This is a genomic window from Mycobacterium terramassiliense (genome assembly GCF_900157385.1).
GTDB classification, from domain to species: Bacteria; Actinomycetota; Actinomycetes; order Mycobacteriales; family Mycobacteriaceae; genus Mycobacterium; species Mycobacterium terramassiliense.
In genome coordinates this window covers 209,653-224,140 of sequence record NZ_LT717699.1, presented here as the reverse complement: position 1 = coordinate 224,140, position 14,488 = coordinate 209,653, and the positions used below count along the sequence as shown (strand labels likewise).

Annotated in this window: 13 protein-coding genes; 5 read left to right on the top strand and 8 right to left on the bottom strand. The window is 70.7% G+C overall.

What is annotated here, in order from left to right; translation table 11 throughout:
• Window positions 1-65: 65 nt before the first annotated feature.
• From MTAB308_RS05220 to mqo, 7 genes are all read right to left on the bottom strand, one after another.
• Window positions 66-1,658 carry an MFS transporter gene (locus MTAB308_RS05220; protein WP_077098469.1) on the bottom strand — a complete coding sequence of 531 codons (1,593 nt, stop codon included), beginning with the start codon at window positions 1,656-1,658 and terminating at the stop codon, window positions 66-68.
• A gap of 33 nt (window positions 1,659-1,691) precedes the next feature.
• Window positions 1,692-2,897, bottom strand: a complete 1,206-nt coding sequence (gene cobA, locus MTAB308_RS05215; RefSeq protein WP_077098468.1) for a uroporphyrinogen-III C-methyltransferase — start codon at window positions 2,895-2,897, stop codon at window positions 1,692-1,694.
• A 119-nt stretch (window positions 2,898-3,016) separates the two neighbouring features.
• The gene (locus tag MTAB308_RS05205; protein ID WP_077098467.1) at window positions 3,017-4,402 is read right to left on the bottom strand and encodes a cobyrinic acid a,c-diamide synthase CobB; all 1,386 of its coding nucleotides are present in this window, start codon (window positions 4,400-4,402) and stop codon (window positions 3,017-3,019) included.
• 94 nt (window positions 4,403-4,496) lie between these two features.
• The gene (gene cobO, locus MTAB308_RS05200; protein ID WP_077098466.1) at window positions 4,497-5,111 is read right to left on the bottom strand and encodes a cob(I)yrinic acid a,c-diamide adenosyltransferase; all 615 of its coding nucleotides are present in this window, start codon (window positions 5,109-5,111) and stop codon (window positions 4,497-4,499) included.
• A gap of 21 nt (window positions 5,112-5,132) precedes the next feature.
• Window positions 5,133-7,049, bottom strand: a complete 1,917-nt coding sequence (locus MTAB308_RS05195) for a magnesium chelatase subunit D family protein (RefSeq protein ID WP_077098465.1) — start codon at window positions 7,047-7,049, stop codon at window positions 5,133-5,135.
• Complete coding sequence (locus MTAB308_RS05190) at window positions 7,046-7,525, bottom strand: GNAT family N-acetyltransferase (protein WP_077098464.1); 480 nt, start codon at window positions 7,523-7,525, stop codon at window positions 7,046-7,048. Before MTAB308_RS05190 ends, MTAB308_RS05195 begins: the two co-directional genes overlap by 4 nt.
• Window positions 7,522-9,006, bottom strand: a complete 1,485-nt coding sequence (gene mqo / locus MTAB308_RS05185) for a malate dehydrogenase (quinone) (protein ID WP_077098463.1) — start codon at window positions 9,004-9,006, stop codon at window positions 7,522-7,524. Before mqo ends, MTAB308_RS05190 begins: the two co-directional genes overlap by 4 nt.
• Before the next feature lie 81 nt (window positions 9,007-9,087).
• Here mqo and MTAB308_RS05180 point away from each other — a divergent pair, with 81 nt between their 5' ends.
• Both MTAB308_RS05180 and mtr read left to right on the top strand, forming a co-directional pair.
• On the top strand, window positions 9,088-10,113 hold the full coding sequence (locus tag MTAB308_RS05180; protein ID WP_245831278.1) for an alpha/beta hydrolase: 1,026 nt from the start codon (window positions 9,088-9,090) through the stop codon (window positions 10,111-10,113).
• A 10-nt stretch (window positions 10,114-10,123) separates the two neighbouring features.
• Complete coding sequence (gene mtr, locus MTAB308_RS05175) at window positions 10,124-11,503, top strand: mycothione reductase (RefSeq protein ID WP_077098461.1); 1,380 nt, start codon at window positions 10,124-10,126, stop codon at window positions 11,501-11,503.
• 49 nt (window positions 11,504-11,552) lie between these two features.
• On the opposite strand, the gene MTAB308_RS05170 is transcribed toward mtr, so the two are convergent.
• Window positions 11,553-11,972 carry a transcriptional repressor gene (locus MTAB308_RS05170; protein WP_108637230.1) on the bottom strand — a complete coding sequence of 140 codons (420 nt, stop codon included), beginning with the start codon at window positions 11,970-11,972 and terminating at the stop codon, window positions 11,553-11,555.
• A 169-nt stretch (window positions 11,973-12,141) separates the two neighbouring features.
• On the opposite strand from MTAB308_RS05170, the gene nicT reads away from it, so the two are divergent.
• From nicT to hypB, 3 genes are read left to right on the top strand one after another with little or no spacing between them, the layout of a single operon-like run.
• Window positions 12,142-13,269: a Nickel transporter NicT gene (gene nicT / locus MTAB308_RS05165; RefSeq protein ID WP_077098921.1), complete on the top strand. Its 1,128-nt coding sequence runs from the start codon at window positions 12,142-12,144 to the stop codon at window positions 13,267-13,269.
• Between the two features lie 25 nt (window positions 13,270-13,294).
• On the top strand, window positions 13,295-13,630 hold the full coding sequence (locus MTAB308_RS05160) for a hydrogenase maturation nickel metallochaperone HypA (RefSeq protein WP_077098459.1): 336 nt from the start codon (window positions 13,295-13,297) through the stop codon (window positions 13,628-13,630).
• Between the two features lie 28 nt (window positions 13,631-13,658).
• Complete coding sequence (hypB, locus tag MTAB308_RS05155) at window positions 13,659-14,429, top strand: hydrogenase nickel incorporation protein HypB (protein WP_077098920.1); 771 nt, start codon at window positions 13,659-13,661, stop codon at window positions 14,427-14,429.
• Window positions 14,430-14,488 lie beyond the last annotated feature (59 nt).

Sequence of the window (14,488 nt, the reverse complement as noted above, 5' to 3'; positions counted from 1 at the left end):
CCTGGCTATCGGCCTAGTGACCGGCGGCGTCCGGCCGCAAATCGCCGCGGTTGAGCGGCCGGGAGCTACAGCTCGCCGGCGTCTATCGCTTCCTTGACCTCTTGCGCGTGGGCGACCTGTTCGGGCGTGTAGCCGATGAGCAGCGCCGCGGCGCCGACGATGACGGCCACGCCGGCCACCCACAGCAGCCCGTAGGTGTAGCCGTGGTCCAGCGCACCCAACTGAGCGTCGGTCATGAACTTGACCGGGCCGGTCGTGCCGCCCAGGTACAGCGTGCGGGAGGTGATCACGGCCTGGATGACGGCCAGCACCAGCGGCCCACCCAGGCTCTGCAGCATCAGCGCGATGGCCGACACGGGGCCGATCTGGTCGAAACCGACGCCGGCGATCGCCGACAGAGTCAGGGGGACCACGCAAATGCCGATCCCGATCCCGCCGACGATGATGGGCAGTACCAGGTTGGGGAAGTAGGGCACGCCCCGATGCATGAGAAACGAGCCGTAGATCATCGCCCAGAACAGCAGCAGCCCACCGCCGATCGTCAGCACCCGCGGGGAGAACCGCGACACCAGCTGCGACGACACACCCAGGCCGATCCCCATCGCGATGACGAACGGGATGAAGCCGACGCCGGCGCGCAACGCGCTGTAGCCGAGGATGTCCTGCACGTACAGGCCGATGCACACGGTCAGGCTGAACATGAGCCCGCCGGCCAAAAAGATCGCGGCGAAGGTGACCAGCCGGTTGCGGTCGCGGAACAGCGCGAACGGCACGACGGGGTTTGCGGCGGTGCGCTCGACCACCACGAAGGCCAGCGCGGCGGCCAACGCCACCGCCCCCGAGCCGATGGTGGTGACCGAGATCCAGCCCTTTTCCGGGCCCATCGAGAAGGCGAACACCGCGGCGGTGCACGCGAGCGTGGCCAGCAGGGCGCCGGTGGCGTCGAGCTTCATCCGCTCCCGGTTGGTTTCCCGCAGGGCGGTGCGGGCCAGGTAGATCATCACCAGCCCAATCGGCACGTTGACCAAAAACGCCAGCCGCCAGGACAGTTCGGTCAGCGCCCCGCCGACCACCAGCCCCATCACCGAGCCGACGGCGGTCATCGCGGCGAACACGGCCGTCGCGGCGTTGCGCGCGGGCCCCTTCGGGAAGGTGGTCGCCACCAACGCCAGGCCGGTGGGCGATGCGATGGCCGATCCGATGCCCTGCAGCAACCGCGCGATGACCATGGTCGCCTCGTCCCAGGCGACCGCGCACAACACGGAGGAGATGGTGAACAGCGCGACGCCGACGATGAACGTGCGCTTGCGCCCGATGGTGTCGCCCAGGCGCCCACCGAGCAGCATCAGCCCGCCGAAGGTCAGCACGTACGCGGTGATGACCCAGCTGCGGCCGGCGTCGGACAGGCTCAGCTCGTTTTGGATCTTAGGAAGCGCGACGATGGCGACCGTGCTGTCCATGGTTGCCAGCAACTGCATGCCACCGATCGCGATCACGGCCGCGATGAAGCGCCAGGAAGGGAGCCATGCAGGGTAGTACCTGCCGATACGCGAAGAGGCGGTCTCCGCCGGCGGCGTTGCGCGCACCGGGGCCGGACGATCGGGGCGTACGGATGCCAAGTTTTGGACCGCCCGCTCAGAGTCGTTGAGAGCCGTCATAATGGGTTACCTTACAGTAATCTTAAGATCCTTTTAAATGCCGAACGCCGCCACGGCCCCGATCACGATGATCGCGGGAGGTCGGATCCCCTCTGCGCGGACCTTCTCCGGCGTGTCGGCGAGGGTGGCCCGCAACGTGTGCTGAGCTGCCGTTGTTCCGTGCTGGACCACCAGCACCGGCGTATCCGCAGGTCGGCCGCCGTTCAGCAAGACGTCGACGAAAAGCTCGATGCGTTCGACCGCCATCAGCAAAACGATGGTCCCCCTCATCGCGGCCAGTGCGTCCCAATTTACTAACGATTCGGGATGGCCCGGCGCCACATGGCCGCTGACCACCACGAATTCGTGATTTATCGCCCGATGCGTGACCGGAACTCCGGCCAGAGCGGGCACTCCTATGGCACTCGTCACACCCGGCACCACGGTCACCGGGACGCCGGCCTCGGCGCACGCCAGCACCTCCTCATACCCGCGCGCGAAGACGAACGGGTCCCCACCCTTGAGGCGCACCACGAAGCTCCCCGACCGCGCCCGCTCGATCATCACGTCGTTGATCGCGTCCTGGGCCATGGCCCGCCCGTACGGGATCTTGGCCGCGTCGATCACTTCGACGTGCGGGGGCAGCTCGGCGAGCAGCTCGGGCGGCGCGAGCCGGTCGGCGACCACGACGTCGGCCTGGGCGAGCAGGCGGCGGCCGCGCACCGTGATGAGCTCGGGGTCGCCGGGACCGCCGCCGACCAGCGCCACCCCACCGCGCACCACGTCGGAGCTCGCCGCGCCTTCCGGGGTGATGAGCCCCGTCTGCAGCGCCTCCCGGATGGCCGAGCGGATCGCCGCGGACCGCCGGTGCTCGCCGCCGGCCAGCACCCCCACCGACAGGCCGGCATAGCTGAAGGTCGCCGGGGTCACCGCGGTTCCCTCGACCGCGATGTCGGCGCGGACGCAAAAGATCTGGCGGCGTTCGGCCTCGGCGACGATGGCGGCGTTCACGTGCGGGTCGTCGGTGGCCGCGATCGCATACCAGGCCCCTTCGAGGTCGCCGTCGCGGTATTCGCGCAGCGACAGGACGATTCCCTCCATCGCCTCCACGGCCCGGGTGGCGGACCGCGAGATGACGAGCACGTCCGCGCCGCTGGCGATGAGGAGCGGCAATCGGCGCTGAGCGACGGTCCCCCCGCCGACCACGACGACCTTCTTGCCGGCCAGCCGCAATCCGGCCAGGTAGGCGTTCTCGGTCACCGGCCAAGCCTAGTGGCGATCGCCAGCGCGGCGGAGCCGGGCGCAGAGGGTCGACACCGTCGGCCTAGTGGCGATCGCCAGCGCGGCGGAGCCGGGCGCAGAGGGTCGACACCGCCGGCCTAGTGGCGATCGCCAGCGCGGCGGAGCCGGGCGTGGGCGACGAAGCGCGCCACCGCCGCCGGCGCCGCGGCCGGGTGGGTGTGCAGGTACGACGCGTGGACGCCGGCGTGCACGGCGCCGTCCCGGACCGGAGCTTTCTCGTCCGCGGCGCGGGCCCCATACACCCACGCCGGCGGATACCTCTCGGCGAAAGTGACCGCGGTGCGGTGGAATTCGTGCCCGACCGCCCGCTGCCCGGTCGAGTACAGCGGCGAATCGGCGACGGCGACGGCGTCGCGATAGGCCAGCGTGAGCTGCGGCATGAACCGGGCCGAACCGGCCAGCACCCCGCACATCGGGTGGCCGTCGAGTTCGGAGACCAAGTAGATCAGCCCGGCGCATTCGGCGTGCACGGGCGCGCCGGCGGCCGCCAGCTCGCTGATCTGTTTCCGCACAACGCGATTGGCCGAAAGCTCGGCCGTGAACTGTTCGGGGAAGCCACCGGGCAGCAACACCGCGTCGGTGCCGTCGGGCAGCGCGTCGACGAGCGGGTCGAATTCGGCCACGTCGCCGCCGGCGGCGCGCAGCAGCTCCGCGTGCTCGGCGTAGCCGAAGCTGAACGCCTTGCCGCTCGCCATGGCGACGGTGGCGCGCGCGCCCGACGCCTCGCCCACCGCTGCCGCCGGGTCCCACGGCCGGTCGGCGGACCCGCACCGGGCGGCCGCCACCACGGCGGCCAGGTCGACGTGGCGCGCGACCAGGGTGGTCATCGCGTCGACCGCGTCCCGGGCGTGCCGCCCATACTCCACTGCCGTCACGAGCCCGAGATACCTTGTCGGCAGCTCCAATTCGGCGGCGCGGGGGATGGCGCCCAGCACCGGGACTCCGGCCTGTTCGCATGCCTGGCGCAGCACGTGCTCGTGGCGGGCCGAGCCGACCCGGTTGAGGATCACGCCGCACACCCGGGTCGCGGCGTCGAACGTCGAAAAGCCGTGCAGCAGCGCGGCGATGCTCTGGCTCTGGCCGCGCGCGTCGATGACCAGGATCACGGGGGCACCCAGCAGGCCCGCGACGTGCGCGGTGGAGCCCGCCGCCGGGGCGGTCGTTCCGATCCGCCCGTCGAACAGCCCCATCACCCCCTCGATCACGGCGATGTCGGCGCCACCGCTGCCGTGCGCGTAGAGCGGGCCGATGAGCCCCTCCCCCACCAGCACCGGATCGAGGTTGCGGCCGGGCCGCCCGGCCGCCAGGCCGTGGTAGCCGGGATCGATGAAGTCGGGCCCGACCTTGAACGGCGCGACGCTGTGGCCCGCCCCGCGCAGAGCGCCGATCAAACCCGTTGCCACGGTGGTCTTTCCGCTCCCCGACGCGGGCGCGGCGATGACCACCGCGGGGACGCTGGTCACTGGCCCACCCACCTCGGCGAGCGTGCGCACAATGACACCTCACACGGCGTGTCGGTGTGCAAACACGCACGCTCGCGGGGCCAGGCGGGGACGCTCACCACTCGATGCCCTTCTGCCCCTTGCGCCCGGCGTCCATCGGGTGCTTGACCTTGGTCATCTCAGTGACCAGATCAGCGGCCTCGACCAACCGCGGCGGGGCATCGCGTCCGGTGATCACCACGTGCTGGTGGCCGGGCCGGGCCAGCAGGACGTCCACCACGTCGTCGACGTCGACCCAGCCCCACTTCAGCGGGTAGGTGAATTCGTCGAGCACGTAGAAGTCGTGGCGCTGCGCGGCCAGCCGGCGCGCGATCTCGGACCAGCCGTCGGCCGCGGCCGCGGCGTGATCGATCTCGCTGCCCGCCTTGCGGGTCCACGACCAGCCGGCACCCATCTTGTGCCATTCGACTTGCCCGCCCACGCCGTCCCGGTCGTGCAGTTCGCCGAGTCGCGCGAAGGCCGCCTCCTCGCCCACCTTCCACTTCGCGCTCTTGACGAACTGAAACACCGCCACCCGCAGGCCGGCGTTCCACGCCCGCAACGCCATTCCGAACGCCGCCGTCGACTTCCCCTTGCCCGCGCCGGTGTGCACCGCCAGCACGGGCGTGTTGCGCCGCGCGCGGGTGGTCAGGCCGTCGTCGGGCACGCCGAGCGGTTTTCCCTGTGGCATGGACGCTTATCCCTCGCTCGCTCAGGCCACGCTGCGGACGGCCTGCGTCAGGTGGTCGGCGCGCAGCTGCTCCAGCCGCACCGCCGGCGCGCCGAGCTGGTCGGCTAGCCGGCCCGCCAAACCCAGCCGCACGTACGACGTCTCGCAGTCGACGACCACCGCGGCGGCCCCCTCGGCGAGCAGGCGCGCCGCCGCGATCCGGCTGCGCCCCAACGGGTCCGGCCCGGCGGTGGCCCGGCCGTCAGTGAGCACGACGACCAGCGGCCGCCGCGCGCGGTCGCGCGCCCGCTCCCGGACGATCAGCTCGCGCGCGGCCAGCAGGCCCTCGGCCAGCGGGGTCTTGCCGCCGGTGTCGAACCGGGCCAGCCGCCGCCCGGCGATGTGCGCCGAGGACGTCGGCGGCAGCAGCAGCCGCGCGCCGTGGCCGCGGAACGTGATCACCGCGACCTTGTCGCGACGCTGATAGGCGTCGCGCAGCAACGACAGGGTGGCGCCGCTCACCGCGGCCATGCGATCGCGGGCGGCCATCGAACCCGACGCGTCGACGACGAAGATCACCAGATTGCCTTCGCGCCCTTCGCGGATGGCCCGGCGCACGTCGTCTGGCGTCGGCCGCAACGGCCCAGCCCCGGCGCGCTCGGCGGCCGAGAGCAGGGTCGCGAACAGGTGCAGGCCGTGCGCGCCGGCGCTCGTGTCGCCCGCGTCGGCCGCCGCGACCACGCTGCCGGAGGCGTTACGGGCCCGCGACCGCCGGCCCGGTGCGCCCTCGCCGACCCCCGGAACGGTCAGCGCCCGGGTGCGAAACGCCGCCGACGGGGGCGCGCTGGGCCTGGTCGACGACCGCGCGGGGGGCGAAGCCGGGCGCTGGGGGTACCTCTCGCTTGCGGGGGACGGGTCGTCGCCATCCGAGTTCGGGGCCCGCTGCGGCTTCGAATTCGGCTGTGGCGCAGGCGCATCCGCGGACTGTCCGCCGCCGGGCGGGTCGGGGTCGGGCTGGGGGTCGTCGGCGCCGGCCCGCGCCAGGGCCTCGTCGAGCTGGTCGCGGTCGATGCCCGGGTCGTCGAACGGGTCGCGGCGGCGCCGGTGCGGCAGGGCCAGTTCGGCGGCGGCCCTGACGTCCTGCTCCTCGACGACGGTGGCGCCGCGCCACGCCGCGTGCGCGACGGCGGTACGGGCCAGCACCAGGTCGGCCCGCATGCCGTCGACGTCGAACGCCGCGCACAGGGCAGCGATGCGCCGTAACTCGTTGTCGGGCAACGACACGTCGTCGACGAGGGCGCGGGCCGCGCCGATCCGGCGGGCCAACTCGGCGTCGGCGTCGGCGTAGCGCTGGGCGAACGCGTCGGGGTCGGCCTCGTAGGCCATGCGCCGCCGGACGACCTGCGTCCGCACGTCGACGTCGCGCGACGCGCGCACGTCGACGGTCAGGCCGAATCGGTCCAGCAGTTGCGGGCGCAGCTCGCCCTCCTCGGGATTCATCGTGCCGATCAACACGAACCGCGACTCGTGCGAATGCGAGATGCCGTCGCGCTCGATGTGCACGCGGCCCATCGCCGCCGCGTCGAGCAGCACGTCGACCAGGTGATCGTGCAGCAGGTTCACCTCGTCGACGTAGAGGACGCCGCCGTGCGCGCGGGCGAGCAGCCCCGGGGAGAACGCGTGCTCGCCGTCGCGCAGCACCCGCTGCAGGTCCAGCGAGCCGATCACCCGGTCTTCGGTTGCCCCCAGCGGCATTTCGACAAGGCCGCCCTCGCCGGTCGCGTCGCGTCCCGACGCGGCGGCCAGCAGCGCCGCAAGCCCGCGCACGGCCGTCGACTTCGCGGTGCCCTTCTCGCCCCGGATCAGCGCGCCGCCGATCTCGGGGCGCACGGCGCACAGCAGCAGGGCCAGCCGCAGCTGGTCGTGCCCGACGATCGCGCTGAACGGATACGGCTTCACGGCAGTTCCGCCGGACCGGAGCCGGGGCGCGAGGGCTTGAGCATGGGCACGTGCGGGATGCCGTCGTCGACGAAATCGTCGCCGTCGCGGACGAATCCGTGCTGGGCATACATGTCGGCCAGGTAGGTCTGCGCGTCGATGCGGCACGGGTAGTCCCCCACCTCGGCCAGCGCGGCGCGCAGCAGCCGCGTGGTGTGGCCCTGGCCGCGTGCGCTGCGCTTGGTGCACAGCCGACCGATCCGGAAGGCCTTCTCGCCCCCGGCGTGCTCCTCCATCAGCCGCAGCGTGCAGATCACCTCGCCGTCGGGCGTCTCCAGCCAGAAGTGCCGGGTTTCGGCGAGCAGGTCGCGGCCGTCCAGCTCCGGGTACGGGCAGGCCTGCTCGACGACGAACACCTCCACCCGCAGCTTGAGCAGCTCGTAAAGGGTTGGGACGTCGAGGTCTTTGGACCAGGCGCGGCGCAGCGATTCGCTCATGACGCCTCCAGCTGCAACGCCTTGGTGCCCCATGACCAGACCTCGTCGAACAGCCCGGGCTCGCGGGACAGCTCCACCCCCAGCGACGGCACCATCTCCTTCAGCGCGGGCAGCCACGAGTCGTAGCGCTGCGCGAAGCACCGCGCCAGCACATCGAGCATGGCCGGCACCGCGGTCGACGCCCCCGGCGAGCCGCCCAGCAGCCCGGCGATGCTGCCGTCGGCGGCGCTGAGCAGGGTGGTGTTGAAGTCGAGCGCGCCGCCTCTGCGCCTGTCGCGGCGGATCACCTGGACCCGTTGGCCGGCCACCGTCAGCTCCCAGTCGGAATCCGTTGCGCTGGGCGCGAAGTCGCGCAGCATCCGCACGCGGTCGGGTTCGGAGAGCCGCAGTTGGCCGATGAGGTAGTTGACCAGTGTCAGCTGGGTGACCCCGACACCGAGCATCGACAACAGGTTGTCCGGCTTGATCGAGCGGGGCAGGTCGCTGAAGTGGCCGTGTTTCAAAAACTTCGGCGACCAGCCGGCGTACGGCCCGAACACCAGCCACGACTTGCCGTTGACGAACCGAAGGTCCAGGTGCAGCGCGCCGAGCGGCGGGGCCCCCGGCGCCGGCACGCCGTACACCTTGGCGCGGTGCGCGGCCACCAGCGCCGGATTGTCGGCCCGCAGGAACCGCCCGCCGATCGGGAAGCCGGCGAAGCCCTTGACCTCCTTGATGCCCGACCGCTGCAACAGCGGCAACGCATCCCCGCCGGCGCCGACGAAGACGAATTTGGCGTTCAGCCGGCGCTTTTGGCGGGTCCGGCGGGTGCGGATCGTCAGCGCCCAGCCGTCGGACTGCCGTGTCAGGTCGCGGACCTCGTGACCGAACAGCGCCGTGGCGCCGCCCCGCACGCAGAAGGCGATGAGCTGGCGCGCCAGCGCACCGAAGTCGACGTCGGTGCCGTCGGCGGCCCAGTTGAGCGCGACCGGCTCGGAAAAGTCACGCTTGGCGGCCATCAACGGCAGCCGTCGCGCGAACTCTTGCGCGTCGTCGATCAACTCGGTCCGCGCGAACAGGGGGTTGTCGGCCAGCGCGCGCCGGCGCCGCCGCAGGTAGTCGACGCCCGGCGCGCCGCGCACGAAGCTGACGTGCGGGACGGGGTTGACGAACCCGCGATCCGTCAGGATGCCGTTCTCGACCGCGTACGCCCAGAATTGGCGCGTCACCTGGAACTGCTCGTTGATGCGCACCGCTTTGGTGATGTCGATCGAGCCGTCGGGGTGCTGCGGGGTGTAGTTCAGCTCGCACAGCGCGGAGTGCCCGGTGCCGGCGTTGTTCCAGGGGCTGCTGCTTTCGGCGGCGACGGCGTCCAGCCGCTCCACGATGGTGATCGACCAGTCCGGCTCCAGCCGCCGCAGCAACGCGCCCAGGGTCGCGCTCATGATGCCGGCGCCCACCAGCACGACGTCGGTCCGCGCGGTTCTGGCCTGCCCTGACACCGTCCCAGGTTATCCCGACGCGATCCGGGCGCTCACCGCGTGCGGCCCACCCGTGGCCAGCAAAACCTTTAAGCTGGCCTCGTGACTGGCTGGGTGCCCGACGTGCTGCCCGGCTATTGGCAGCGCACCATCCCGCTCGGTCCCGATCCGGCCGGCGAGGGCGACATCGCGGCGACGCTGGTCCGGCGCGGCGAGCCCGCCGGCGCCGACCACCGCGCGGTCCTGGCGGTGCACGGCTACACCGACTACTTCTTCCACACGGAGTTGGCCGATCACTTCGCGGATCGCGGCTTTGCCTTCTACGCGCTGGACCTCCAGAAATGTGGCCGGTCGCGGCGCGAGGGCCAGACCCCGCACTTCATCACCGACCTCGCCCACTACGACGCCGAACTCGGGCACGCCGTGGCGGCCATCCGCCGGCAGGCGCCCGCCGGCCGGCCCGCCGAGATCCTGGTGTACGGCCATTCCTCCGGCGGGCTGATCGTGTCGCTGTGGCTGGACCGGCTGCGACGGCGGGATCCGGCCGCGCACGCCGCCGTCCGGGGCCTCGTGCTCAACAGCCCGTTCCTGGACCTGCACGGCCCCGCGGTGTTGCGCCATGCGCTGGCCTCGGCGCTGATCGCCGGCCTGTCGCGGGTGCGGTCCAAGGGGGTGGTCCGGGCCCCCACCGAGGGCGGCTACGGCACCACCCTGCACCGCGACTACCACGGCGAGTTCGACTACGACCTGGAATGGAAGCCGGTGGGCGGCTTCCCCATCACGTTCGGCTGGCTGCACGCCATCCGCCGCGGTCACACCCGGCTGCATCGCGGGCTCGAGGTCGGCGTGCCGACTCTGATCCTGCGGTCGGACCACAGCGTGGCCGAATCCGACGACCCCGCATCCATGCACCGTGGCGACGCGGTTCTCGACGTCACCCAGATCGCGAGGTGGGCCGGCCGCATCGGCAAACGCAGCACCGTCGTCCCGGTGGCCGACGCCAAACACGACGTGTTCCTGTCGCTGCCGGAGCCGCGCCGGATGGCCTACCGCCACCTGGACATGTGGCTGGACGAGTACCTGGGCAGCGACAACAGCCAGGCCTCGACGTCCTCGGGAAAGGGGTGAGGACCCAAGGATGGAAACCTACGACATCGCCATCATCGGAACCGGTTCGGGCAACACCATTCTCGACGAGCGCTACGCGCGCAAGCGCGCGGCCATCTGCGAGCAGGGCACCTTCGGCGGCACCTGCCTCAACGTCGGGTGCATCCCGACGAAGATGTTCGTCTACGCCGCCGAGGTCGCCGCGGGCGTCCGGGGCGCGGCCCGTTATGGCGTCGACGCGCACATCGACGGGGTGCGCTGGGACGAGATCGTCTCGCGCGTCTTCGGACGCATCGATCCCATCTCGATGAGCGGCGAGGACTACCGGCGCTCGCTGCCCAATGTCGACCTGTACGAACGGCACACCCGGTTCGGACCGGTTCAGCCCGACGGGCGATACCTGTTGCGCACCGATGCGGGCGAAGAGTTCACCGCCGATCAGGTGGTGATCGCGGCGGGCTCGCGGCCGATAATCCCGGCGACCATCCTCGCCTCCGACGTGCATTACCACACCAGTGACACCATCATGCGCATACCCGAGCTGCCCGAGCACCTTGTGATCATCGGAAGCGGCTTTGTGGCAACGGAATTCGCCCACGTCTTTTCCGCGCTCGGCGTGCGAGTCACGCTGGTGGTCCGGGGCGCCACGCTGCTGCGCCACTTCGACGACACCATCTGCAAACGGTTTACCCGCATCGCCTCGCGCAAATGGGAGCTGCGCACCCACCGGATGGTCGCTCGCGCCGCCAACCGCGGCTCCGGCGTCGCCCTGGAGCTCGACGACGGGTCCACCCTGAACGCCGACCTGCTGCTGGTGGCGACCGGCCGGTTGCCCAACGGCGACCTGCTGGACGCCGACCAGGCCGGCGTCGATGTCCAGAACGGCCAGGTGGTGGTGGACGAATACCAACGCACCTCGGCGCGCGGCGTTTTCGCGCTCGGCGACGTCTCGTCGCCGTACCAGCTCAAGCACGTGGCCAACCACGAGGCCCGCGTCGTGCAGCACAACCTACTGTGCGACTGGGACGACACGGAGTCGATGGCCGTGACCGATCACCGGTTTGTGCCGTCGGCGGTGTTCACCGATCCCCAGCTGGCGACCGTCGGCCTCACCGAAAACCAGGCCATCGCACGGGGATTCGACATCTCGGTCGCGATCCAGGACTACGCCGACGTCGCCTACGGCTGGGCGATGGAAGACACCACCGGCATCGTCAAACTCATCGCCGAGCGCAACAGCGGGTGCCTGCTGGGCGCCCACATCATGGGCCACCAGGCGTCGTCGATCATCCAGCCGCTGATCCAGGCGATGAGCTTCGGGCTGACCGCCACGGAGATGGCGCGCGGCCAGTACTGGATTCATCCGGCACTGCCCGAGGTGGTCGAGAACGCCCTACTGGGCCTGCGCTAGCGGCGATCGCAAGCGCGGCGTAGCCGGGCGTGGCGGGTCGCCGCCGTTGTCAGCCGCGCTGGCACTGCGGGCACAGGCCGCGCAGCGTCAGGCCGGCCGCCTCCGACAGCGTGAACGAACTGCCCGCCATCGCGTGCTCGAGCGCCGAGCTCAGCTGGCGGGCGGGCACCTCGATGATCGAGCCGCAGCGCGTGCACACCGCGTGGTGGTGCGGCGCGGTGGCCAGCCCGTAGGTCGCGACGCCGCCGTCGAGGGTCAGGGCGTGCAGCACCCCCTGGTCGACCAGGGTGGTCACGGTGCGGTAGATGGTCGCGACATCCGGCGGCTGGCCGCCCGGCGGCAGGCAGGCGCGCACCCGCTGGTGGATCTCCGCCACCGGCAGGTGCCCGTTGACCGGCTCGAGGACCGCCAGCACCTGGATCCGCGACGCCATCCGCCGTAGCCCATGGGCCCGCAGGATGTCACCCATCCGTTCGGTGACGGCCGCGTCCAGCACGGGGGCCTTGGGACTCACCCGTTCAGTGTCGCGCCCCACACCCTGGATCGCCAGTCTTCGGCCCAACTCGGCGCGGGCGACCCCCGGTGAGTTCCTGCAATCGACTTGCATTTGGCTCGCGGCGGCCCCTAATGTCGTGCCGGTGGCCAGCACTGAGTTGGACTGGCGGCCATCGCGAATGAGCAGGCTTCGGGGCGCGCTGGCGCCGGCGGAGTGGTGGCGGCTGGGGGCGATGGTGGCGGTGATCGCCGCCCTGCACCTCGTCGGCTGGATCACCCTGGTGCTGATCGTGGATCCGGAGCGATTCAGCCTCGGCGGCAAGGCGTTCGGTGTCGGCGTCGGGCTGACGGCCTACACCCTCGGGATGCGGCACGCCTTCGACGCCGACCACATCGCCGCCATCGACAACACCACCCGCAAGCTGATGAGCGACGGGCAGCGCCCGCTGGCCGTCGGGTTCTTCTTCTCGCTCGGCCACAGCACCGTGGTCTTCGGGCTGGCGCTGCTGTTGGCCACGGGGACGAGGGCCGTCATAACGGCCACAGTCGGGCCGGTCGAGGACGACTCCTCGGCGCTGCATCACTACACCGGCCTCATCGGCACCAGCGTGTCCGGGGCATTCCTCTACCTCATCGCCATCCTCAACGTGATCGTCCTGGTCGGCATCCTGCGCGTGTTCCTGCGGCTGCGCCGCGGCGAGTACGACGAATCCGAACTCGAACGGCAACTGCAGAACCGCGGGCTCATCAACCGGTTCCTCGGGCGGTTCACCCAGTCGATCACCAAGTCCTGGCACCTGTACCCGGTCGGGCTGTTGTTCGGGCTGGGCTTCGACACCGCCACCGAGATCGCGCTGCTGGTGCTGGCGGGCACCAGCGCCGCGGCCGGGCTGCCGTGGTACGCCATCCTGTGTCTGCCGGTGCTGTTCACGGCGGGCATGTGCCTGCTGGACACCATCGACGGCTCGTTCATGAACTTCGCCTACGGCTGGGCCTTCGCCAGCCCGGTGCGCAAGATCTACTACAACATCACCATCACCGGGCTGTCGGTGGCCGTCGCCCTGCTGATCGGGACCGTCGAACTCCTCGGCCTGTTCGCCGACCAGCTGGGCTGGCGCGGTCCGTTCTGGCGCTGGCTGGGCGGCCTCGACCTCAACACCGTCGGTTTCGTCGTCGTCGGCATCTTCGTCGCGACCTGGGCGCTCGCCCTGCTCGTCTGGCGCGTCGCGCGCATCGAGGAGAAGTGGAACTCGGCCGAGACGGCGGGCTGACCCCGGTCGGGTGTAGAACAGTGCCATGCACGAGCTGTCGTTGTGCGAGGCGATCGCCGGGGTGGTCAAGACGCATGCCGACGGCCGGCACGTCGACGTCGTGCGGGTGCGGATCGGGGCGCTCCGTCAGGTGGTGCCGGAGTCGCTGTCGTTCTGCTGGACGCTGGTCCGCGACTCCGAGGACATGCCCGACGCCGAGCTGGAGCTCGAGTGCGTCACCGCCGAGGTGCGCTGCCGTTCGTGCGGCCGCCAGTCCGAGATCACGTCGGCCTGGTCGATCTGGTGCCCGCGGTGCGACAGCCCCGACGTCGAGGTGCTGCGCGGCAACGAATTCCTGGTGACGTCGTTGGACGTCTCGTGAAAACCGCACCGTCTGAATGGACTTGATCATGGGCAGATTTCATCGCCACGACGACGGCACCGTGCACACCCACGATCACGATCAGCCCGACCACGATCACGGCGACCACAGCTCCTACCGGACGGGCGCGCAGCGCATCGAGGTGCTGGAGGCGATCTTCGCCGAAAACGACGTTCTCGCCGATGCCAATCGGGCGGCCTTCGAGAGCAACGGGATCCGCACGCTGAACCTGATGAGTTCACCGGGATCGGGGAAGACGAGCATCGTGGCGGCGACGCTCGACGAGCTCGCCGGTGAACTCGCGATCGGCGTGATCGAGGGCGACATCGCCACGGACCTGGATGCGGCCAAGCTCAGCGGTCGCGGCGCCCAGGTGTCACTGCTCAACACCAGCAACGGGTTTGGCGGCGAATGCCACCTCGACGCGCCGATGGTCAATCGCGCGCTGCCGGGCCTCGACCTGCCCGGTCTGGACCTGGTGATCATCGAAAACGTCGGCAACCTGGTCTGCCCGGCGGAGTTCGACGTCGGCGAGCACGCCAAGGCCATGGTCTACTCGGTGACCGAGGGCGAGGACAAGCCGCTCAAGTACCCGGTGATGTTCCGCTCGGTGGATGTGGTGCTGCTCAACAAGATCGATCTCGTGCCCTACCTCGACGTCGATGTCGACTCGTACATCGCGCACGTGCGCGAGGTCAACGCCGAGGCGGAGATCCTGCCGGTCAGCGCGCGCACGGGGGCCGGCATGGGCGCCTGGTTCGGGTGGCTGCGGCGCTTCGCCACGGACTCCGGCGCGTGATGCGCTGGTGCGATTGATTCGCACGACAAATCCTGCGAATAATTCGCATGACGACATGT